The following is a 22,158-nucleotide window of genomic DNA, read 5'->3' as shown; positions in this document are numbered from 1 at the left end:
TTCTTCGTTGATGCGTTCAATATTTCGTTTTCCCGCTTCAGTTTTGATCAGGCCCATGATGTAAGCTCGACTCAACTCGTGACCATCAGACGTTTCGTTTTGAAAATACTCATGATAATCCTCAATATGAACTGAGAGATTATCAACCATGGTTTTCAACACCACATCTTTTTCATTATCAATACTGTTAGCCATGATTCACCATTTTCCAACATTATTTTTCCCTAGAAATAATATTTGCAAATCATAAGCTTATGTCAAGATAACAAAGTAGAATTAATAAACAAAACTAACGCATCGTTGTTGATCGTTGTTTTTTCCTCTGTAGTTGTTTGTGTAAACCATTTTTTCTCTAACGACTCTGGAGAAACTGATTCTTTACTGCTTGTTTCGTTAAGAAGCGAAACTAACGCATCGTTGTTGATCGTTGTTTTTTCCTCTTTGTTGTTTGTGTAAACCATTTTTTTCTCTAACGACTCTGGAGAAATTGATTGTTTACTACTTATTTCGTTAGGAAGCGAAACTAACGCATCATTGTTGATCGTTGTTTTTTCCTCTTTGATGTTTGTGTAAACGATTTTTTTCTCTAACGACTCTGGAGAAAGGGATTGATTACTGCTTGTGTCGTCAAGAAGCGAAACTAACGCATCGTTGATCGTTGTTTTTTCCTCTTTGTTGTTTGTGTAACCCATTTTTTTCTCTAATAAAATCCTTATCTCTTCCCTGCCTGTCTCTTCAGACATATAAAATGCGGCAATATAGCATGCGATTGATTTTTCTAATCTATTTGTAATTGAAAAATATTTAGCAAGATCGTTCCACGCAGAAATATTATTTGGCGAATTAATAAGAGACCTGGTGATAGATGGATACGCATTGTTTAAGTTGTCGAGCTTTAGATAAGCGTGGCCTAAATTGTAATTTATTTCTGCATCATCAGGGTCTAATTTATTTGCATCCAGGAAAAAATTAATTGCCTGCCTAAATTTTCCTGAATTATACGCATTCAATCCTTTTTGGTTATTTTTTTTTGCCATTTCTTTATTATGATCTTCAGCGACTCTCTTTGGCAGATTTTCGAGCTTTCTTTTAAGCGTATTTAATTTTTCCATACGCCCCAAATCATTATTATTTGATGCAATGGATATGATTTGCTTTATATACTCATTTCCAATTTGTTCTTGAGCAATGCAAAAAGTAAAATTAAGATTTAGCGCGATGAATATTAAATAAAAAAACAGGTGATAAAAATATTTAGGTTTTATTTGAATAAGCGATAAAGAGAAAGGAAGCATTATGGCTGACTCCGGTAAAGTGACGTTGCCAAAGGATATGCATATTGCTGAACATCTGTCGAATCTATAGCTCACCATTGAACGCGCGCTGTTGGCTCGCAGCAAAGAGCGAATCTAAGCCGGCCATGTGTTGAAGCATGTTTTGCTTTTGTGTCGTCATGATCGATATACGTTCTACATATTTTCGCTGAAGATCGATCGGCGGAATGCATAACTTCAATGATTTGATGATATTCATATTTAATCCAGGCATTACAGCGCCTTTAGCTTGAACACCTAATTGCTTCAAGAGGGCAGGATGCATCAAAAACGCGGCATGTAAAAAACCAGGTAGGATCAGCTCTTGCTGGAGCGAAATGCAACAAAGATGCTTCGTGTTAATCGCAACATCAATATCATCAGGCACGATTGCGCAACGTCCGCATGTCCCCATGATGGTGATCAGAACATCTCCAGGACGTACTGTATAACGCTTTAAATCTCTGTATTTTTCAGGCGAAATATATCGAAATTTTGACCAACGAAACTCGTTATTCACTGCGTTATCGATGCCGAGAACAGCGATTCCCTCGTCGACAAACTCAGAATGGAGTAACTGACTTCCGAACGGTCCTGTGCGAATTTCTTTTGCAACATCTGCAACCCTAGACACAGGCCAACTATGGGCTCCACGATCTTTTACGAACATCTCGTCGAAAATCGCCTGCCCGAGACTATTCAGGCGATCAATGGCGCTCTGACGCAGGCGGCGCAGGCTGTCTATCTGATCAAGGATCGCCGCAATGCGTTTTTGTTCTTCGACAGGAGGAAGAGGAATTTCAAATTCAGCAAGCACCTTTGGATTTAATCTTGGGAGATTAGCGCCTGTTGCACGCGACGCAGCAAAATCAACCATTGAAGGCTGCCGGAGAAAATGCGCAAGAAACCTTCTATCGATGCGTGGACCGGAATTAATAGGAAGTATATCTGTACTGCAAATACCTTCAAAATCAGGCAAAGCAATCTTAGCTAAATAAGGTCGAAGTTTTCCGTAAAGTATATGTTTACTTCCAAAGCGAAATTTAGTGCTTGCCAATTCTCCATTTAAAACTTTCTGCGAACCAAGAATACGGCCACCACTTTCAATATGCTCTAACCCAAGATATTCAGTGTTAGACGATATTTCGGATGCATCAATTCCGTCGCGCTCAATGATTGCGACCTCTGCCAATCTAACTGAAGGAAATTTCATCCCAACATCTCCTCCAACCGCGTCAATCCCTGTGAAATCTCTTTCTCGATTTCCCGCAACTCACGGATGATGCCAGCGGGCGCTTCATGCTCGACCTGCTCATGCTCGACTTCTTTATAACGGTTGAGCGACAGGTCATAACTGCCGGTCGCGGCAATCTCAGCCTTCGGCACACAGAAACTCTGCGCGGTACGCGGACGCTTGCGCTCAGTACCCTCGCGCTCCTGCCAACGTGCCAGCACATCGGGCAGGTTATTCTTGGCATGCTCTTCTGCACTCAGGGTCTCGCGTGGAATCGCCCCGAGCTTGTCCAGCGGTAACAGATTCGTCCGCTTATCATCGAGCGAGTAACCATCGGCCTGAAGCTCATAGAACCAGACCTGATCGGTTCCGCCGACCCCGGTTTTGGTGAAGAACAGGATCGCGGTGGACACCCCGGCATAAGGCCGGAAGACGCCTGACGGTAGCTTGACGATGGCATCGAGCTTGTGATCCTCGACCAGCATGCGGCGCAACGCTTGGTGAGCCTTGGAGGAGCCGAAGAGCACACCATCAGGCACGATGACCGCTGCCCGGCCACCGGTTTTCAGCAGGCGCAGAAAGAGGGCGAGAAAAAGCAGTTCGGTCTTCTTGGTTTTGACGATCTTCTGAAGATCCTTCGCGGTCGATTCATAGTCGAGCGAACCGGCGAAGGGCGGATTCGCCAGCACCAGCGAATAGGTACCGGCATCGGCGGTGTGGTCTTGGGCAAGACTGTCACGGTAGGTGATATTTGCGTTTTCGACCCCGTGCAGGGTCATGTTCATGGCGCCGATGCGCAGCATGGTCGGGTCGAAATCGTACCCGTGAAACAGACCCTCATGGAAATGCCGGCGCTGCTGCTCGTTGCGGAATAGGGCTGGATGGCGCTCGCGCAGATATTCCCCAGCGGCGACCAGAAAGCCACAGGTACCGGCGGCAGGGTCGCAGATCACATCATCGGGAGTAGGGGCTACCAACTCGACCATGAGCTGGATGATGTGACGGGGCGTGCGGAACTGGCCGTTCTGACCGGCAGAAGCGATCTTGCCGAGCATGTATTCGTAAAGATCGCCCTTGGTGTCCCGATCCTCCATCGGCATCTTGTCGAGCATCTCGACCACCTTAGCCAACAAGGCGGGATTGCTGAAACCCAAGCGGGCATCGCGCATGTGGCGGCCATAGCTGGACCCTTCCGTGCCCAGATTGCGCAGGAAGGGAAAGACATGCTCGTCAACGACCGCCATCATCTCGCGCGGCTCGAAATGCTTGAACCGCGACCAACGCATGTCCTCGTAGAGACAGCCCTTGTCATCCCCTCCCTTGGGGAAAATCCGCCGCGCCATGGGGAGACCGAGCGTTTCAGCCTTGCTCTCTTCCAAGGTATGCAGATCGTCCAGGCGCTTGATGAACAGCAGGTAGGTGATCTGCTCGATCACCGACAACGGATTCGAGACCCCGCCAGACCAGAAGGCATTCCAGATTTGATCGACTTGGTTGCGGATTTCACCGGTGAGCATGGGGGTTGGAGCCTTCCATCAAGACGGACGAGCCAATCTGTTCAACAGCAGGTAGACAGATCGATGACGACACACAGCGTATCACTGAAGCCGAAGGGGGATTTTACCGCGTTCCCGTGCGGGGCGATCGCCCATTCCAACCGCGTGACCAATGGATAACGGTGGACCAGAAATGGACCGGAAAGCCCAACCAGCGGGCATAAAAAAAGCGGCTACATTGCTGTAACCGCCTGTTTTTGCTTCTTTATATTGGTGGGTCGTGTAGGATTCGAACCTACGACCGATGGATTAAGAGTCCACTGCTCTACCAACTGAGCTAACGACCCGGTATTTCGGGATTGGGCTGAGAAGCCGCGACATTTGAGCCTCGGCTGACACAACCGCTTCTATATGGGGTGGACGATGGGGATCGAACCCACGACCACAGGAATCACAATCCTGCGCTCTACCGACTGAGCTACGTCCACCATAGCAAAACTGACATTCATCATTTGGCGCGCCCGGCAGGACTCGAACCTGCGACCCACGGCTTAGAAGGCCGTTGCTCTATCCATCTGAGCTACGGGCGCTTAATTCGGGCGCGTCATAGGCAATGTACGGACAAGCGCATTACCTGTTTTGTTTCGCAAATTGGTCGGGGTAGAGGGATTCGAACCCCCGACATCCTGCTCCCAAAGCAGGCGCGCTACCAGACTGCGCTATACCCCGGCTTCGGATCGGGGCTGTGATTGCGCGGCCCGCTACGAAGACGCGGAACTATACGCCCGGAAGGATTTTCAGTCAACCTTTAACCTCGGATCGAACATCGGTCTCCATGTCGGCGGAGCCTGAAAACGCCGTATCCCGCCCCTGATCATCCTGTTCCTTGACAGTGTCCGAATCCGGATCCACAGGCGCGGAGATGTCGTGGACTGGATCAAGTTCGCCAGGATCGGTTGAATCGAGCAGGACAATATGCACATCCGGCAAAATCGCCGCGAATTCAACGCCGTAAATCTCCCAGATCGAAATGAAGAGCGATGCGATGACGGGGCCGATGAAGATCCCCGGCAGCCCAAACATGAGAATGCCTCCCAGGGTGCTCAAAAAGATCATCAGCTCATGCATCTTGGTGTCCTTACCGACCAGGATCGGCCGCAGGACATTGTCCAGGCTCCCGACGATCAGACCACAGAAAAGCGCCAGCCCGACGCCGGCGCCGATATCCCCTTGCAGGATCAGGATCGCCACGGCGGGAATCCAGACCAGCGCGGCGCCGACATTCGGGATGGCCGACAGAAGCGCCATCACCGTCCCCCAGAAGACCGCGTTGGGGATACCCGCGACGGCAAAGCCGATGCCCGCCAGAGTGCCTTGCAAGAGACCGATCAGAAGCGAACCTTTCAGGGTCGCGCGCGTTACGGAGGTGAATTTGGCGAGCATCATCCGCTCTTCGTTGGTCTTCAGCGGAAGATAGTAAAGCCCCTTTTCGAGCAGCTTCGGCCCGTCCATCTGGAGAAAAAACATGCTGTACAGGAACACGAAGGCCATGAAGACGAAATTCGCGGTCCCGAGCGTCACGGACGAGACCCACTCCACCAGGAGCCGACTGATCACGGTAGCCAGTGCGCCCGCTTGTTGAATGATCTGGTCGCGATTGATGCTCAATTGGTCGTAAAACGGGAGATGCCGCAGATAGGTGTCGATCGCGCGAGGATCGGCGAAAGCGCCCTTGAACCAGACGGTAATCATCTGGCTGACATCGAGTGCCTGGCCGATCAGCACACCAACCAGCAGCACCAAGGGGATCAGGATCACCACCGCGATCAGCAGCAGGGTCAACAGGGACGCCAGGTGACGATTGCCGTTGAGCAACGCCTGAAAACGCAGGAACAGGGGTCGCGCCAGGGCGCTGAAAAGCCCCGCGAGGAACAGGGTCATCAGGAATTGCTGGATCATGGCGAAAAACAACGCCGAGATCCCGAGCGCCATCAGCAGGACGACGGATTTGTTGACGGTGTCTTGGTTCATGGGAGTCGCCAGCAGGTCACAGCAGTTTCACCAGCGCCGCGATCGCGGCCACCTGGGCGAACATCAGCGGGACGATCCACTTCAGCAGATCGGTCTTCGTGCGCTCGACCTCGGCGCGCAGTTGCGCGATGTCGAGCTTCAGTTCGGCGTGCAGCTGCGCGATGTCCAGCTTCAGTTCGGCGCGGATCTGTTCGATCTCCTTTTGCAGGCGCAGTTCGGATTCGCGCAACTCTCCGCGAACCTGCTCGACACCCTGTTGCAAGCGCAGTTCGGATTCTCGGACATGCCCCTGGGTGGCAAGATCGCCGATCTGCGGAAAGCGCGCCTCCAGCACGTCGAACGCCTCGGCGATCAGACGCGCGCGGGTTTTGTCGTCCGGGGCTTCGGTGAGTTGCTCGTAGAGTTGCAGCGCGGCGCTCATGGCAGGACTCTTCGGTTGCTTGGCACAGGCCATGAGGGTAGTCGGGGCCAGCCCGGCGTACAAGTCGCCGTTGGGCAATCCGTCCGTCGAGTCGAAACGAGGCTGACGCCGAATGCCGTCGGCCTTGGAGTTGCCGACATTGCCGACAGCCTGTCGGCGCTCCCAGTGTGGCGACCCGCGCTGGCCGCGCGCGCCGGGGGTTAGTGTCCTCCGCCCTTCAACGCGCTGTTCATACCGTCGATCGTCTCCTTGGCGTCGCCGAAGACCAGCGAGGTGTTGTCCTGATAGAACAGCAGGTTATCGACGCCCGAGTAGCCGGGACGCATGGAGCGCTTGAGAAAATAGACCTGGCGCGCGCGACCGGCATCCAGAATCGGCATGCCATAGATGGGGCTGGTCTTGTCTTCCTTGGCGGCCGGGTTGACGACATCGTTAGCGCCGACCACCAGCACCACGTCGGTACCCGGGAACTCGGGATTGATCTCGTCCATCTCCAGCACCCGATCATAGGGAATATCCGCCTCGGCGAGCAGCACGTTCATGTGCCCCGGCATGCGTCCGGCGACTGGATGGATGGCGAACTTGACCTCCACCCCGCGCGCTTCCAGCAGTTCCATCAACTCCTTGAGCGAATGCTGGGCCTGGGCGACGGCCATGCCGTAACCGGGGACGATGATGACCTTACCGGCGTCCTCCATCCAGTACACGGCGTCCTCGACCACCGCCGACTTGACGCCCTTCTCGGCGGCCTGCGCGCCGGCGCTTTCGCCTGCTCCGCTGCTGGAACCGAAGCCGCCGAAGATCACGTTCAGGATCGAGCGGTTCATCGCCTTGCACATGATGAAGGAGAGGATGGCGCCCGAGCAGCCGACCAGCGCGCCGACGATGATCAGCAGATCGTTGTGGAGCGTGAAGCCGGTCGCCGCCGCCGCCCAGCCCGAATAGCTGTTGAGCATCGAGATGATGACCGGCATGTCGGCGCCGCCGATGGGGATGATGAGCGTCACGCCAAGGGTGAAGGCGAGCAGGGTCATCAGGACCAGCGAGAGCAGGCTCCCGGTCATGGCGAAATGCACCGCGAGTCCAACGACCGCCAGCGCGATGAGGGCATTGAGCAGATGCTGCCCCATGAATTTGACAGGCGCGCCGCTTAACAACCCTTGCAGTTTGCCGAAGGCGATGATGGAGCCGGTGAAGGTGATGGCGCCGATGACCACGCCCGCGGAAATCTCGCCCATCAGCACCGCGTTGAGCAATCCGGCGTCCTGCTTGTGCAGGAAGGTGCCAATGCCGACCAGCACCGCCGCCAGACCGACGAAACTGTGCAGGGCCGCAACCAACTGCGGCATGGCGGTCATCTGGATGCGCAGAGCCACGATGACGCCGATCACGGCGCCCCCGGCGATGCCGGCAACGATGAAGCCGTAGGACTGGACATCGCGCCCCAGCAGGGTCGCCACGATGGCGATCAGCATGCCGAGCATGGCGTAGAAGTTGCCGCGCCGCGCGGTCGCCGGATGGGTCAGACCCTTCAGACCGAAAATGAAGAGGATCGCCGAGACCAGATAGGCCAGCGCCTGATGATTCACCGTGAAATCCATCGCGATCCGTCCTTACTTTTTCTTCTTGAACATGGAGAGCATTCTGTGTGTCACCAGAAAGCCGCCAAAGACATTGATCGAGGCCAGGAGCACGGCAATGAAGCCGATGAACTGGATCAGGATCCCGGATTCCGGATCGCCCGCGACCAGCAGCGCGCCAATCAGGACGATGCCGGAGATGGCGTTGGTCAGGGCCACCAGTGGGGTGTGCAGCGAGGGTGTGACGCCCCAGACCACCCAGTAACCGATGAAGCAGGAAAGAACGAAAACGTAAAGGGCGGCGATCGAGGGGTCGAGTGCCTCGGGCATGGGGGGACTCCTGGGGAAGTTTTCAGTTGTCAGTTCTCAGGTGGCAGTTGTCAGTCATCAATGCGGCTTTGGTTATAAAACCGGCCATTCCCTTGGGGGACGGGCGTCTCGCCCGCCCCTGCCAACGGCGGTGGCCGACGTTACGATCAACGCCATCAATGAAATGGTCGATCGGCAGTGACGGTTGCATCCGTTCGCTGCCTGCCGACAACTGCCACCTGACACCTGACAAAAATCTTGTTACGCGGACGGCTTGACCAGCATAGCTGCCGTAATGTCATCCTCGGCTAGATCCTTGAGTTCCGGCCCGAACTCGCCCGGCTGGACCATGATCTCGATCAGATTGAATAGATTCCGCGCGTAGAAGGCGCTCGCGTCCGCTGGTACCAGGGCGGGGAAATTGGTGATGCCGACGACGGTCACGCCGTGGCGCTCGACGATCTCGTCCGCCACGGTTAGCGGACAGTTGCCGCCGCTCGCTGCCGCCAGATCGACGATCACCGAACCGGGACGCAGGCGCGCGACGACTTTCTCAGTGATCAGCACCGGCGCCGGGCGACAGGGAATGAGCGCGGTGGTGACGATGACATGCGCCTTCGCGAGTTCATCGCCGAGCGCCGCCTGTTGACGCGCCTTGGCCTCCTCCGACAACTCCTTGGCGTAACCGCCCTCCCCCGCCCCGCTTTCGCCCAGATCCAGCATGATCGGCTTGGCGCCGAGCGACAGGATCTGCTCGCGGGTCTCGGGTCGCACGTCATAGGCATGGACATCGGCGCCCAGTCGGCGCGCGGTCGCGATTGCCTGCAAACCCGCGACGCCCGCCCCCAGCACCACGACGCGCGCCGGCTTGGCCGAGCCCGCCGAGGTCATCATCATGGGGAAGAAGCGACCATAACGCGCCGCCGCTTCGATCACCGCGCGATAACCGGCGAGGTTGCTCTGCGAGGACAGCGCATCCATCGATTGGGCGCGCGAGGTGCGCGGCATGCGTTCCATCCCGAGCACGCGCATCCCCTTCGCCAGCATGGCTGACAGCAGCGGATCCTCGCCGCAGGTCTCCAGCAGACTGATCAACAGCCCGCCCGGACGCATTGCCTCCACATCCCCGGCATCGGGCCGCCGCACCTTCAGTAGCAGGTCGACAGCATAGGCCCCGGCGCGGTCGGTGAGTTGCGCGCCAGCCTCTGCGAAGTCCGCGTCCGGATAACCGGCGCGCGCGCCAGCGCCGGACTCGACCAGGATCTCGAAGCCCTTGCCGGCCAGCTTCTTGACGATCTCCGGCGTGGACGCGACGCGCGTCTCTCCGGACCGCGTCTCCAAGGGGATACCGATCTTCATGTTGGATCGCCTTCTGTTTCGGTGTCGCCACCCGAAGGGCAGCGAAATCGGCGCATTATCAATGCCGATCCCGATCCCCGCAACCGCCGATCCATGTCGGCACCCGCAGATCCGACCCGGTCAGGGTTGCTCGGCGAGCGGTTCCGACCAGCCGTCGAGGTTGTCTTTCAGGATCTTGATGATGTGAGACGCGATCTCCTCGATGGACTGCGTGGTGGTATTGAGGACCGGCACCTGCAACCGCTTGTAGATCTGCTGCGCCATCCGGATGTCATCCTGACAGCGTGCCATGGAGGCATAGGGGCTGCCGGGACGGCGTTCCTCCCGGATGAGTTGCAGCCGCTGCGGATCGATGGTCAGCGCGAACAGCTTGTGACGACAATCCCAGACCAGTTGCGGCACATCGCCGCGCTCGAAGTCTTCCTCGGTGATGGGATAGTTGGCCGAACGCAAACCATAGTGCATCGCCAGATAGAGACAGGTCGGCGTCTTGCCGGAACGCGACACCCCGGCCAGCACCACATCGGCGCGGTGAAAGTTGTCCGGTCGAATCCCGTCGTCGTTGGCCATCGCGAAATTGATGGCCTCGATCCGCTTGGTGTAGAAGCTCGGCTTGGTGATGGCGTGACTCTGGCCCGCCTTGCGGCTTGGCGGCACGCCCAATTCGGCGGAGAGCGGTTCGACGAAGCCCTCGAACAGCTCCATGTAGAAGCAGTTGCCGCCCTTGAGAATCTCGCGGATTTCGTTATTGAGCATGGTCGCGAAGACGATCGGTCGCGCCCCATCGCGGTCGGCGGCCTCTTGCATGCGCTGGGTCAGCGCCCTCGCGCGCAGGTCGGTGTCGATGTAGGGCATGTAGACCTGCTCGAAGTCGATGGTATCGAACTGGGAGAGCAGACTGTGGCCCAGCGTCTCGGCGGTGATGCCGGTGCTTTCGGAGACGAAAAAAACGGTTCGATTCATGGAGTCAGTGGTCAGTGGTCAGTGGTCAGTGGTCAGTGGTCAGTGTATCGAACCATGAATGGATGAAATTGGGTAGACGTCCGCCGGAAACCGCCGCAGGCTGAGACCGACCAAGCCGATAGCCGCGATGATCGGGCCGAAGGCCGTTCAACCCGCGCGGGCGTCCTCGCCCGCGAGCATGGAATCATAGATCCCCCAAGCTTCGGCGGCCTGCTCGGCGCTCACCTTGTCGATGGCATGGCCAAGATGGACGACGATGTAATCGCCGACCGCGATGTCTTCGTACTGAAGCATGAAAAGGTTGGCCTCGCGCGTGACGCCCTTGGCTTCGCAATGGGCGATAAAGCCGTCAATGGACCGCACTTGCATCGGAATTCCAAAACACATGGGCAGGGTCTCCGTTTACACTCCGGGCTTGACGAGGGAGGCTAAGCGGTGGCTGTCTCCACTGCAAGGATCCAGATCAATCCTTTCCGTCGCCCCAGTCCACACCAGGAGACACAGTCTGTGATGTCAAACACATTGATCCTCGGTCTCGGCAATATCCTGATGACCGACGAGGCGGTCGGTGCCGAGGTAATCCGCCGGCTTGAGGCGGAGACCGACCCCGCCGCCCCGCTGCGATTCATCGATGGCGGCACCTTGAGCTTCACGCTCGCCGCGCCCATCGGGGACTGCCCGCGCCTGATCGTCGTGGATGCCGCGGCCATGGGCGACGCCCCCGGCAGCGTGCGTGTCTTCGAGGGCGAGGCCATGGATCGCCAGTTGCGCGCCCACGCCAAGAGCGTGCACGAGGTCAGCCTCTCGGACCTGATGGATATGGCACGGCTCACCGACACCCTGCCCGCCCGACGCGCGCTGGTTGGCATCGAGCCCGAGTTCATCGGCTGGGGCGAGCGGCTGACGCCCGCGGTCGAGGCGGCCGTTCCGCTGGCAATCGCAAACATCCGCGCACTGCTGACCGGTTGGGACGCCGCGTCCGTCAGCGCTGGGTAGGCGGCAATTGCTTGGCCCGCTTCCGGCGGGCACTCGACATCCCGGATCATTCGCCCGCGGCCTCGCGATCCATCAGCACCTCAACCCTCGGCCCGGCGGACGCGACCCGCGCGACCGGCAGGTCGGCGCCCCGGCGCCAATCCGCCAGGGCTTCCCGCTTGCCGACACCGGTGACCAGGATCAGAATAGCGCGGCTGGACACAAGCGCGCTCGGGGTTAGCGAGACGCGCTCGGGCGGCGGCTTCGGCGCCTGCTGGACGGGTATGACGAGCGCCTCGGGTGCGATCGCATGGCCGGGGAAGAGGCTGGCTGTATGTCCATCCTCGCCCATTCCAAGCAGCACCAGATCGAAGGGCAGCCGGGGTCGGATCAGCGCCTCATAGCGAGTGGCCGCCAGCTCGGCGCCCTGCTCCGCCAGGATGGGATGCCAATTCGCGGCCGGGATTGGCCCCTGATCCAACAGAATGCGGGCGGTCGCAAGACTGTTGCGTTCGGGATCGTCCGACGCCAGACAGCGCTCGTCGCCGAAAAAAATGTGCCAGCGGTCCCAGTCCGCGACCTGATCGGCGAGTACAGTATAGGCCGCCTGGGGGGTGCGCCCTCCGGCCAACACCAACTGAAATCGCCCGCGCGCCGCGATTGACTGCCGGGCCGCCGCCAGAACGCGCCACGCCGTGTCGGCGGCCACCTGTTCGGCGGACTCATACAGACGAAAGGCGATCCTGCTATCAGCCATGGTGCGATTCACCTACCATTAATTGACCCGAAACCTGGCGTCCGGCGGACTGGCCCGCGTCAACCATTCAACTCCATCAGTGGAAGTCATGGACCCGATGAAGATACTCCTGGTCGACGATTCAAAATCCGCGCGCTACGCACTGCGGCTGCAACTTCAGCGTCATGGCGTCGAAGTCGAAACGGCGGATTCCGCCGAGTCCGCCTTCGAGATCCTCAAGACATTACTGCCCGACGCGATCCTGATGGATCATATGATGCCGGGGCTGAACGGTTTCGAGGCGCTGGAGGTGATCCGGGAAGATCCGCGCACCGCCGCGATACCCATCGTGATGTGCACCTCGCACGAGGAGCCCGAATTTGTCGCGACCGCGAACAAAAAAGGGGTCTTCGGCATCCTGCCGAAATCGGCCGCGGCCGAACTCCTGCCTGGGATTCTCGACAAACTGCGTGACAAGCTCGCGTCCGGCGTCACACCACAGCCCGTCGTGGAAACCATCGAACGCGCCGCGCAACCGGCTTCGGCACCAACCCCGGAACTGTCCGAGGAAGCCATCGCGAAATTGGTCGATGCGCGCCTGGAGGCCAGACTTGCCAGACTTTTGACCCCCATGCTCGAAGATCTGCGGCGCGATCTGACCGAAAGCCTGTTGAGCGAAGCCCGACACATCGTGGAAGACCGCCTCGCGACGGAGCAGGCCACGCGCCGAACCGCGCCGCCGGCACCCACCATGGCGGACTTCCAGGCCATTTCGACCCGTCTAGCGACCGAGACCCTGCCGGATCTGCTCAAGCGCGAAATCGAGGCCGAGCGGGCGCGGATCATGGAGTCGGTCGAGAAACAACTGCGCGCATTCCAGCCCAAACCGGCGGGCGGCGATCAGCCCGCGCACGAGCAGTTGCATGCCATTGAAGAGTCCGTCGCGCTTAAGGCTGCGACCCTGGCCCGGCGCGAAGCGAAGGAGGCCGTCGATGCCGCACTCATGAGCGCCCAGCAGTCGAATCAAGCCCTGGAGCAGTCGCTCGGTTCGGCCATCGGCAGACTCTATGGGCTGATTGCCGGGGCGGCCATCCTTGGGATCGGTGCCGCGGCGGCGGTGTATTTCCTCCTGAGTGCCTGATTCCCGACGCGCTTTCCTAGCGCTTCGCTGCTCAAGTTCCGAGACCGGGGCCTCCTCGTTGTCGTTGTCGTTGTCGAATATTCGCCATGTCGAGACCGCGATTACGACAACGACAACGACAACGAACTGAGACGGTCTTGGGCGATTTCCGGGAAAGTTTAAACCCATGCCAAAGGCTTCGAAATGGACAGGATTAACAGGATTGTTCAAGATTAACAGGATTAAAAACAGCTTTTTACAAAATCCTGTCCATCCTGAACAATCCTGTTAATCCTGTCCATTCATCACCTTCCTGCTGGGTAGATTGTTTTCAGAAAATCACCTTGGGAGTTGCGCTAGTGATTGCAGATCGGCGCGCGTGACTGCAATCATCGACCGATCCTCGGCGCCGCCCGGATCGTCTAAACCGACCCGAAGCATCGATCCCCCTTGACGCAACACCCCGCAAAATCGACACTCGGAGCAACCGCTCGTCCGCGACGAATGCCCGTGCTTGGACATTCGTCCCAGGATGAGCGGGATTCGCCTAACCGCAACTACCATCAATTATGATGATTCGAGAGGTCAGTATCGTGGCGACGACGATGAGCGACATCATGAATCCGGGCGCAACGACCCGCGACGACGCATTCCCCTCCGCGCCGGCCGATTGGACACGAGAAGACGCGGCACAAGCCGCCGAGGCGGACGGCATCCAACTCGGCGAGGATCATTGGACCACCATCAAGGCGCTGCAGGGCTATTTTCAACAGCATCAAAGGCCGAACGTGCGGGAATTGCATGACGCACTCGACGAGGCCTTCCACGCCAAGGGCGGCCTCAAATATCTCTACGCGATGTTCCCCGGCGGTCCGGTCGCGCAAGGGTGCAAATTCGCCGGACTCCAGCCGCCAGCCGGCGCCGCCGATCCTTCCTTCGGCAGCGTTCAGTAGACATCCGAGGTTCGCAAGCCGGATTGAAGCGGTGCGTTTTCCAGAAAAACGGGCCTTTTCGATCCGGCATCCGTGCGTTGCGGTTCCAATTGCCGAACGAAGGCTTAAGCGTCAGCGACCAAGCTGATCCAGAAACCCTCTCATCAGCGTAAAGAGCTGGTGCGACTCGGTTCGTCCCCGCCAAACCTCCAGCAATTGATGGCGGTTAGCGTCCATGATCTCCGGTGGATTCTCGATATAGCCCATGGACCAGTCCTTGAAGATCCGCTGCTGAATGGGAGCAATGCCGATCAGTACGGAATCATAGTGGCGCCGATCATCGAGAATTCTGCAATAGAGTCGAATCAGCTCGTCCTGCGGTCCTTCCAGGATCTGAATGAAATGGCCGCCGCCCATGCACAGAATCCCGGTGATCTGCAGCAGTTTGTTCTTTTTCCGCGAGACGTCGAGAATCTCATTGAGTTCGGCCTCGCCGACTTGGGCGCTACTTCGACTCACATAGAGAAGACGCGAAAGATGATTCATGGCGCTCGCTCAAAAAAATTGAAAAGAAGATCTCCGGAATCGTCCGGGCATCGCACTTAATCCACCCAGGCGCGCGCATTTCGAAACAACCGCATCCAGGCACCATCCTGCTCCCAGTCGTCCGGAGACCAGGAATTCTGCACGGCGCGGAAGACCCGCTCGGGATGAGGCATCATGATGGTCACCCGTCCATCCGTCGTCGTCAGCCCGGCGATCCCATCCGGCGAACCATTCGGATTGGCCGGATAGCGTTCGGCGACCCGCCCATCGTTCTCCACATAGCGCGTCACGACATACGCCTGCGCGGCGGCCAGATGCGCGGCGTCGCGAAACTCGGCGCGACCCTCGCCATGCGCGACTGCGATCGGCATCCGCGAGCCGGCCATCCCCGCCAGCAGCATCGAGGGCGTGTCGGCGACTGCCAGCATCAGGGTGCGCGCCTCGAACTGCTCCGAACGGTTGCGCACGAAATGCGGCCAGTGGTCCGCGCCGGGGATGAGTTCGCGCAGATTCGAGAGCATCTGACAGCCGTTGCAAATGCCGAGCGCGAAGGTGTCGGAGCGTGCGAAAAAGCCCTGGAACTGATCCCGCGCTCGGGCGTTGAACAGAATGGTCTTGGCCCAGCCCTCGCCCGCGCCCAGCACATCGCCATAGGAAAAGCCGCCGCAGGCCGCCAGCCCCCGGAAGCGCGCCAGATCGACCCGACCGGCGATGATGTCCGACAGATGCACGTCGACGCACGCGAAACCGGCGGCATGGAAGGCCGCCGCCATCTCTTGCTGGCCGTTGACGCCCTGATCGCGCAGGATGGCGATCGGCGGACGCGCGCCGCGCTCGATGTAGGGCGCGGCGATGTCGTCGTCCGGATCGAAGGTCAGTTCGGCATGCAGCCCGGGATCCTCGGCGGCGATGCGCGCGAAGGCTTCGTCCGCGCAGTCGGGGTGATCACGTAGCGACTGCATCCGGTAGCTGGTCTCGGACCACGCCTGTTGCAAATCGGCGCGAGCGGCCTCGAACAGCATCCGCGCATGACGGTGGAGACGGATCCGGTCGTCATCGTTGAGCGCTCCGATCACCGCGCTGCATTCGCCCAGGCCGTGAAATTTGAGGATTTGCAGCACGCAGTCGGTCTCGGTGTGCGGCACCTGGATCACCGCCCCGAGTTCCTCGCTGAAGAGCGCGGCGACCGGATCGGGCCCGAGCGCATCGAGTTCGACATCGATCCCGCAGCGTCCGGCAAAGGCCATTTCAGCGAGCGTCGCCAGCAGCCCGCCATCGGAGCGGTCGTGATAGGCCAGGATCATCAGCTCGACGAACAAATCCTGGATCGCGATCAAAAAACGCTTGAGCAGATCGGGATGATCGAGATCCGGTCCCGTGTCGCCCAGTTGACCGTACACCTGTGCCAGACAGGAACCGCCCAGCCGATTCTGGCCGCGCCCCAGATCGATCAGGATCAGATCGGTGTCGCCTTCGTCGGCGAGCAGTTCTGGCGTGACGGTCTGGCGCGCGTCCGAGACCGGCATAAAGGCCGAGACGATCAGCGAGAGCGGGGCCGTCATCTCGCGGCGCTTGCCGGCCGCATCCGGCCACACGGTCTTCATGCTCATCGAATCCTTACCGACCGGGATCGCGATGCCAAGCTCGACGCACAACTCAGACACCGCCGCGACCGTCTCGTAAAGCCGCGCATCCTCGCCCAGATGTCCCGCCGCCGCCATCCAGTTGGCCGACAGCTTGATGTCGCCGAGACGGTTGATGTAGGTCGCGGCCAGATTGGTCAGCGCCTCGCCGACCGCCATGCGCCCCGAGGCGGGCGCGTCGAGCAGGGCCAGCGGGGTGCGTTCGCCGATCGCCATCGCCTCGCCGGTATAGCCGCGATAATCCGCCAGCGTCACGGCGCAGTCGGCGACCGGCACCTGCCAGGGACCGACCATCTGATCGCGCGCCACCTGTCCGGTGATGCTGCGGTCGCCGATGGTGATCAGAAAGCTCTTGTCCGCCACCGCGGGCAGTCGCAGAACCCGAAAGATCGCCTCGCCCAGATCGATGTCGGCGGTCGCGAAGGCGGTTGTTGGCGGCTGGACGCGAGCCACGTCGCGCAGCATCTTGGGCGGCTTGCCGAACAGCAGCGGCAGCGGCATGTCGATCGGCCGGTCGCCGAAATGACGGTCGTCGAGACGCAGATGCTCGCTCTCAGACGCCTCGCCGACAACCGCATAGGGGCAACGCTCGCGCGCGCAGATCGCCTGGAAGGTCTCCAGCCGTTCCGCCGCGATGGCCATCACATAGCGCTCCTGCGCCTCGTTGCACCAAATCTCCATCGGCGACATGCCGGGATCGTCGTTCGGCACCTCGCGCAGCTCGAAGCGCCCGCCCCGCCCGCCGTCATGCACCAGTTCGGGCAGCGCGTTCGAGAGTCCGCCCGCGCCCACGTCATGGATGAAGAGGATGGGCGTCTCCTCGCCTAGCGCCCAGCAGCGGTCGATGACCTCCTGACAGCGGCGCTCCATCTCGGGATTAGCGCGCTGCACCGAGGCGAAATCCAGATCCTCCGCCGAACTCCCCGACGCCATGCTGGAGGCCGCGCCACCGCCGAGCCCGATCAGCATCGCCGGACCGCCCAGGACGACCAGCGGCGTCCCCGGCGGAAATGGCTGCTTGGCGACATGCTCGGCGCGGATGTTGCCCAGGCCGCCCGCCAGCATGATCGGCTTGTGATAGCCGCGCAGCTCGGGCGTGCCGTCGGGACCAGGAACCGACTGTTCATAGGTGCGGAAATAGCCGATCAGATTCGGACGCCCGAACTCGTTGTTGAAGGCCGCCGCGCCAATGGGACCGTCGAGCATGATGTCGAGCGCCGAGACGATGCGCCCCGGTTTGCCGTGATCGACTTCCCAAGGCTGCTCGAAACCGGGGATGCGCAGATTCGAGACCGAAAACCCGCACAGACCGGCCTTCGGCTTGGCGCCCTGCCCGGTCGCCCCCTCGTCGCGGATCTCGCCGCCCGAGCCGGTCGCCGCGCCGGGATACGGCGCGATCGCGGTCGGATGGTTGTGGGTCTCCACCTTCATCAGAAGATGGATGTCTTCCTCGTGCTCGCCGTAGATTCCGGTCAGCGGATCGGGCAGGAAGCGCCGACCCTCAAAGCCAGCGATGACCGCCGCGTTGTCCTTGTAAGCCGAGAGCACGCCCTCGGGCGACTGGTCGGTGGTGTGGCGGATCATGCCAAACAGGGAGCGCGTTTGCGGCTCGCCGTCGAGGATCCAGTCGGCGTTAAAAATCTTGTGCCGGCAGTGCTCCGAGTTGGCCTGGGCGAACATCATCAGCTCAACGTCGGTCGGGTTGCGGCCCAGCGCGGTGAAGCTCGCGGCCAGATAGTCGATTTCGTCGTCCGACAGGGCCAGACCCAGCTCCACATTGGCCGCGATCAGTGCCGGCCGACCGGCGCCCAACAGATCGATGCGTTGGGACGGACGCGGCGCTGCCGCCTCGAACAGCCGGTGCGCCGACTCCAGATCGAACAGCGCCAGTTCGGTCATGCGGTCATGCAGGAGAGTCGCCGCCGCCCGCCGCCTCTCGGGATCGAGTTCTCCAGTCTCGGAGGTCAAATAATAGGCGATCCCGCGTTCCAGCCGCCGGATCGCGGTCAGACCGCAGTTGCGCGCGATATCGGTCGCCTTCGAGGACCAGGGCGAAATCGTCCCCGGTCGCGGCACCACCAGCACCAGCGCACCCCCGGGCTCATGACCGGGCAGGCTCGGACCATAGCGCAGCAGGCGCTCCAGAACCGCGTGACCCTGCGCACTCAGATCGCCCGTCAGTTGGGCGAAATGCACATACTCGGCATAGGGTTGCATCGGCGTCCCGGTATGCTCGCGCAAGCGATCGGCAAGTTTGCGGAAACGGAACTCGGAAATGGCGGGCGCGCCGCGAAGGACCAGCATCGGCGATGACTCTGAGTGCTTGGGGGATCTCCGAATGATACTTGAGCCGGCGCCGGTTGGGGGATGAAACGAAGAAAGCGCCGCGATCGAGAAAAATAAGGCGAGTATCGGGAAAGACTCTCAGCCGGAAGGGCAAGCGCCGAGTTCGGAATTTTTTGGGCGTGCGCCAAGGGTCGGCATCACGCAAGGGTGCAGGACAGGGTGTGCATGCCGTCTACCATGCTGAATATTTCACGGCTCGCCCTCGCGGGCCGCACGTCGCGCATCGGGACGCTCTCAGGCCCGCACCAGGGTAATGCGCCGCCCCGCCGGGCTGTGCTGGACAGCGCTGGCGGTGCGTTCGGCAATTGGCGGCTGGCCCGCGCGGCGATCGAAGACGATCAGCCAGCCGGAGTCCAGCCCCAACCCGGCGAGATAGCCGTCGAGCTGGCTCAAGCCCTCGGCGAGCGGGTCGGGGGCACCGTCGCGCCAGACCTTCAGCTCCATGGCGAGCGTGACCGCCCCATAGCGCAGACAGAGATCCATGCGCCCGGCGCCGATGGCGTATTCGCGCTCCAGGGTGCCGATCCCGTTGGTGACGCGATGCAAGAAGGCCATCAGCACCAGGTGCGGGGCGATCTCGTGATAGGGCGCGCTCTTGAGCAGGGGCTGGCCGTGCTGGCGCCAGAAGGCGAGGAAGGCGTCGAGCAGCCGCTCGGAATCAAGCGATCCGTCCGGAGCAAGCCAACTGGGGCTGATCGAGGGCAGCGCGGCTTGCGGCGTGAAGGCCAGCGCACGCGGCAGCACCTCACGATAGATGGGATTGGCGATGGTCAGGCCGTGACCGGGGATCTGACGGCAGAGGCCCAGGTCGAGCAGATACTGGATGTCGTCCTCGGGCACCTCGCCGAGGTTCGTCCCGGCGAGCATCGGCTCGATCACCCGCCGTACCCGGGGTTCCTGGAGCTTGTGAGCCAGTTGGTCGAGATGGGTAACGCGCTCGAGGATCATGTCTTCCTTGGCACGGTCGATCAGTGCCAGGGTGATCGGCTGGGTGCGGTCGCGGCCCTCGCGCCGCTCGAAGCAGGCGCGATAGGCCAGCGCGTTGACCAACCAGGGCTGGCCCTGAGTCAGTTCCCAGACCCGAGCAAGCGCCTCGGGGGTGAAGGGCTGGCCGGTCTCGGCCGTGTGCTCCAGCAGCAGGGTGCGCACCTCGTCGGTGTTGAAGTCGCCCAGACGCAGTGACTTGGCCTTGATGTTGAAGGCGCTGCCGCCGGTGATGGGTTCGCGCTCGGAACTGGCGTGGATGCGGTAGTCGCGCAGATCGCGCACGCCGCAAAGGATGACGGTCTGCGGAAAGGCGCCCGGGCGCTGCGGGTAGCCGGCGCGCAGTTGGCGCAGCAGCGAGATCAGGGTATCGCCGATCAGGGCGTCGACTTCGTCGAGCAGCAGAACCAGCGGCTGGTTCGAGCTGGCACACCAGCAGGTGAGAAACTCGTTCACGGCCGTGCCACCGCCCGAGGTCTGGACGATCTCCCGACCCAAGTCCGCCGCGCCCTGGTCATTGAGCTGATCGCGGGCGCCACGCGAGATTTGCTCCACCACCGCCCGCATAGCCTTGTCCACCTGCTCGCGATAGGGCTGCGCCACTTCCAGATTGGCATAGACCGCCCGATAGCGCCCCTCTCGGTTGAGCCGCGCCATCAGCGCCAGCAGGCAAGTCGTCTTGCCGGTCTGGCGCGGGGCGTGGAGCAGAAAGTATTTCTTCTGATCGATCAGGGCCAGGATCTCCTCCAGATCCCAGCGCAACAGCGGCGGCAGGCTGTAGTGATCCTGGAGTCGGTTCGGACCTTCGGTATTGAAGAAGCGCATCGGACACCTCGCGGATGGCGGCACCGTGTCAGCATAGCACGGTGCTTTCAAGGCCCGCGCCGAGCAGGCGACTCAGTCCCCATCAAGCCGGGCGATGAATCGATCGGGAGCGACGATCCGCGCCGGGACGATGCGCCACACCAGCCGCCGTTCGCGCACCCCGGTCCAGGCGTGTTCGCCTTGCGCGACGACCACGACCGGCCTGCCCAGCGCCAGCAGTCGGCTCAGATAACGTCCGAACAGCCGTTCGGGGAAGCCATAGAGGGCATGGCGCGGATTTTCGCGCAGCGCTCGCAGGCCCAGGTCGCGCGCCAGCACGGCATCGCGCCGATCATAGACCTCGTAGAAGGCGCCGACCTGAAACAACAGGGCGTCGCCCGGAAAGCGTCCCCGCGCCCAGGCATATTGCTGACAGGCCCGCGTCAGTGCCTTGGGCATGGCGTCGCGCGGCTGCAGCTTGCGCGCCGCCTCGTCCCATTCGAAATAGACGTCCAGCCAGGGATGCGCCGCCCGGATTCCGCGCCAGAGCCGCCACGTATTCGCGGCCTGGAAATGCCCCAGATACGACGCCAGGACCGCCCGCAACCGCTCCAGTTCGGGCGCGTCGAAGCGATACCAGGCGACGCCCTCACGCACGCTCACCAACCGCTCCCGAGCGTCACGCAGCCGCGCCTTCAGCGCGTTGACCACCCGGCGGCGCACCAGCCGATACTCGCGCCGCACGATATAGCCGAGAAAATCCACCCCATCGCTCAGAGGCCGCAGCCGCTCGCGCGTGGGATTCAGGCGCAGCAGACGCTCGGTCCACAGATACTCCCGGATCCGCTCGCGCCACTCGGAGAGCTGATCGGGATCGGGCGACAGCAGCACGAAGTCGTCGCAGTAGCGCAGATAGTGCGGGCACTTGAGTTCGTGCTTGACGAACTGGTCGAGCCCGTTCAGGTAAACGTTGGCGAAAAACTGCGAGTTGAGATTGCCGATCGGCAGTCCCTTGCCCGGCTCGGCGCGCAGCAGGGTCTTATGCGGCGGCACCCGCTCCAGCTCGCCGGGCCGGCCTTTGTAAACGTAGTCCTGGGTGCAATCATGAAACACCAGCAGTTCGGTCAGCCAGCGCGCGTCCGGATCGTCGATGCGCGGCTCCAGCAGACGCCACAGCAACGCCTTGTCGATGCTCATGAAATAGTTGCGGATGTCGAGTTGCAGGTACCAGGCGCGGCGCTGGCCATTGGCCGTCACCTGGCGCATGAAGCCCTGCAGCCGATCGACCGCCAGATGCACGCCCATAAGCGCCAACATAGCCGTCAAGCCCTTGAATATCCGTGGAGAGCCGCGAATTGTTGGGCAT

The 22,158-nt window shown here is 60.3% G+C and carries 19 protein-coding genes and 4 tRNA genes; 3 read left to right on the top strand and 20 right to left on the bottom strand.

Annotation, left to right across the window (positions count from 1 at the left end; all coding sequences use genetic code 11):
* From CCR95_RS04240 to CCR95_RS04170, 15 genes are all read right to left on the bottom strand, one after another.
* On the bottom strand, window positions 1–195 hold a 195-nt coding region (locus tag CCR95_RS04240; protein WP_201092160.1), incomplete at its 3' end, for a hypothetical protein.
* A 62-nt stretch (window positions 196–257) separates the two neighbouring features.
* The gene (locus tag CCR95_RS04235; RefSeq protein ID WP_201092159.1) at window positions 258–1,295 is read right to left on the bottom strand and encodes a tetratricopeptide repeat protein; all 1,038 of its coding nucleotides are present in this window, start codon (window positions 1,293–1,295) and stop codon (window positions 258–260) included.
* A 64-nt stretch (window positions 1,296–1,359) separates the two neighbouring features.
* On the bottom strand, window positions 1,360–2,526 hold the full coding sequence (locus CCR95_RS04230; protein ID WP_201092158.1) for a restriction endonuclease subunit S: 1,167 nt from the start codon (window positions 2,524–2,526) through the stop codon (window positions 1,360–1,362).
* Entirely contained in the window at window positions 2,523–4,064 is a 1,542-nt protein-coding gene (locus CCR95_RS04225) for a type I restriction-modification system subunit M (protein WP_201092157.1), read from the bottom strand. The genes CCR95_RS04230 and CCR95_RS04225 overlap by 4 nt, the downstream gene beginning before the upstream one ends.
* Before the next feature lie 250 nt (window positions 4,065–4,314).
* Window positions 4,315–4,390: transfer RNA gene (locus CCR95_RS04220), tRNA-Lys, on the bottom strand.
* 65 nt (window positions 4,391–4,455) lie between these two features.
* A tRNA-His gene (locus CCR95_RS04215) sits at window positions 4,456–4,531 on the bottom strand.
* A 25-nt stretch (window positions 4,532–4,556) separates the two neighbouring features.
* Window positions 4,557–4,633: transfer RNA gene (locus CCR95_RS04210), tRNA-Arg, on the bottom strand.
* Between the two features lie 62 nt (window positions 4,634–4,695).
* Window positions 4,696–4,772 (bottom strand) — tRNA-Pro (locus CCR95_RS04205).
* Window positions 4,773–4,844: 72 nt separating this feature from the next.
* Window positions 4,845–6,074 (bottom strand): AI-2E family transporter, encoded by a 1,230-nt coding sequence (locus CCR95_RS04200; RefSeq protein WP_201092156.1) that lies wholly within the window; start codon window positions 6,072–6,074, stop codon window positions 4,845–4,847.
* A gap of 16 nt (window positions 6,075–6,090) precedes the next feature.
* Window positions 6,091–6,495, bottom strand: coding sequence for a CCDC90 family protein (locus CCR95_RS04195; RefSeq protein WP_201092155.1), 405 nt, complete (start codon window positions 6,493–6,495; stop codon window positions 6,091–6,093).
* Window positions 6,496–6,695: 200 nt separating this feature from the next.
* A complete protein-coding gene (locus tag CCR95_RS04190) occupies window positions 6,696–8,096 on the bottom strand; it encodes an NAD(P)(+) transhydrogenase (Re/Si-specific) subunit beta (RefSeq protein WP_201092154.1) in 1,401 nt (466 codons plus the stop codon).
* 12 nt (window positions 8,097–8,108) lie between these two features.
* A complete protein-coding gene (locus CCR95_RS04185; RefSeq protein WP_201092153.1) occupies window positions 8,109–8,405 on the bottom strand; it encodes a proton-translocating transhydrogenase family protein in 297 nt (98 codons plus the stop codon).
* Window positions 8,406–8,645: 240 nt separating this feature from the next.
* Window positions 8,646–9,743 (bottom strand): Re/Si-specific NAD(P)(+) transhydrogenase subunit alpha, encoded by a 1,098-nt coding sequence (locus CCR95_RS04180; protein ID WP_201092152.1) that lies wholly within the window; start codon window positions 9,741–9,743, stop codon window positions 8,646–8,648.
* 120 nt (window positions 9,744–9,863) lie between these two features.
* A complete protein-coding gene (gene ppsR, locus CCR95_RS04175; protein ID WP_201092148.1) occupies window positions 9,864–10,706 on the bottom strand; it encodes a posphoenolpyruvate synthetase regulatory kinase/phosphorylase PpsR in 843 nt (280 codons plus the stop codon).
* Window positions 10,707–10,853: 147 nt separating this feature from the next.
* Window positions 10,854–11,093 carry a HypC/HybG/HupF family hydrogenase formation chaperone gene (locus tag CCR95_RS04170; RefSeq protein WP_201092147.1) on the bottom strand — a complete coding sequence of 80 codons (240 nt, stop codon included), beginning with the start codon at window positions 11,091–11,093 and terminating at the stop codon, window positions 10,854–10,856.
* Window positions 11,094–11,213: 120 nt separating this feature from the next.
* Between CCR95_RS04170 and CCR95_RS04165 the strand changes: the two genes are divergently transcribed.
* Entirely contained in the window at window positions 11,214–11,702 is a 489-nt protein-coding gene (locus CCR95_RS04165; RefSeq protein ID WP_201092146.1) for a hydrogenase maturation protease, read from the top strand.
* Window positions 11,703–11,748: 46 nt separating this feature from the next.
* Here CCR95_RS04165 and pgl read toward each other — a convergent pair whose 3' ends face one another.
* Window positions 11,749–12,438: a 6-phosphogluconolactonase gene (gene pgl / locus CCR95_RS04160; protein WP_201092145.1), complete on the bottom strand. Its 690-nt coding sequence runs from the start codon at window positions 12,436–12,438 to the stop codon at window positions 11,749–11,751.
* 97 nt (window positions 12,439–12,535) lie between these two features.
* On the opposite strand from pgl, the gene CCR95_RS04155 reads away from it, so the two are divergent.
* Together CCR95_RS04155 and CCR95_RS04150 are read left to right on the top strand one after the other, a co-directional pair.
* On the top strand, window positions 12,536–13,558 hold the full coding sequence (locus CCR95_RS04155; protein WP_201092144.1) for a response regulator: 1,023 nt from the start codon (window positions 12,536–12,538) through the stop codon (window positions 13,556–13,558).
* 584 nt (window positions 13,559–14,142) lie between these two features.
* A complete protein-coding gene (locus CCR95_RS04150) occupies window positions 14,143–14,490 on the top strand; it encodes a TusE/DsrC/DsvC family sulfur relay protein (protein ID WP_207188510.1) in 348 nt (115 codons plus the stop codon).
* 111 nt (window positions 14,491–14,601) lie between these two features.
* Here CCR95_RS04150 and CCR95_RS04145 read toward each other — a convergent pair whose 3' ends face one another.
* The 4 genes from CCR95_RS04145 to CCR95_RS04130 all read right to left on the bottom strand — a co-directional run bounded on the left by CCR95_RS04145 (window position 14,602) and on the right by CCR95_RS04130 (window position 22,109).
* A complete protein-coding gene (locus tag CCR95_RS04145) occupies window positions 14,602–15,015 on the bottom strand; it encodes a BLUF domain-containing protein (protein ID WP_201092139.1) in 414 nt (137 codons plus the stop codon).
* Between the two features lie 56 nt (window positions 15,016–15,071).
* A complete protein-coding gene (gene purL / locus CCR95_RS04140) occupies window positions 15,072–18,962 on the bottom strand; it encodes a phosphoribosylformylglycinamidine synthase (protein WP_201092137.1) in 3,891 nt (1,296 codons plus the stop codon).
* 276 nt (window positions 18,963–19,238) lie between these two features.
* The gene (locus tag CCR95_RS04135) at window positions 19,239–20,813 is read right to left on the bottom strand and encodes an AAA-like domain-containing protein (protein ID WP_201092135.1); all 1,575 of its coding nucleotides are present in this window, start codon (window positions 20,811–20,813) and stop codon (window positions 19,239–19,241) included.
* Window positions 20,814–20,885: 72 nt separating this feature from the next.
* Window positions 20,886–22,109, bottom strand: a complete 1,224-nt coding sequence (locus CCR95_RS04130) for a reverse transcriptase domain-containing protein (protein WP_242523050.1) — start codon at window positions 22,107–22,109, stop codon at window positions 20,886–20,888.
* Window positions 22,110–22,158 lie beyond the last annotated feature (49 nt).

Origin of the sequence: Thiocystis minor, assembly GCF_016653465.1 — a bacterium.
GTDB classification, from domain to species: domain Bacteria; phylum Pseudomonadota; class Gammaproteobacteria; order Chromatiales; family Chromatiaceae; genus Chromatium; species Chromatium minus.
Note: the sequence above shows the minus strand (reverse complement) of the source record. Positions and strands in the feature narration are given on the sequence as shown.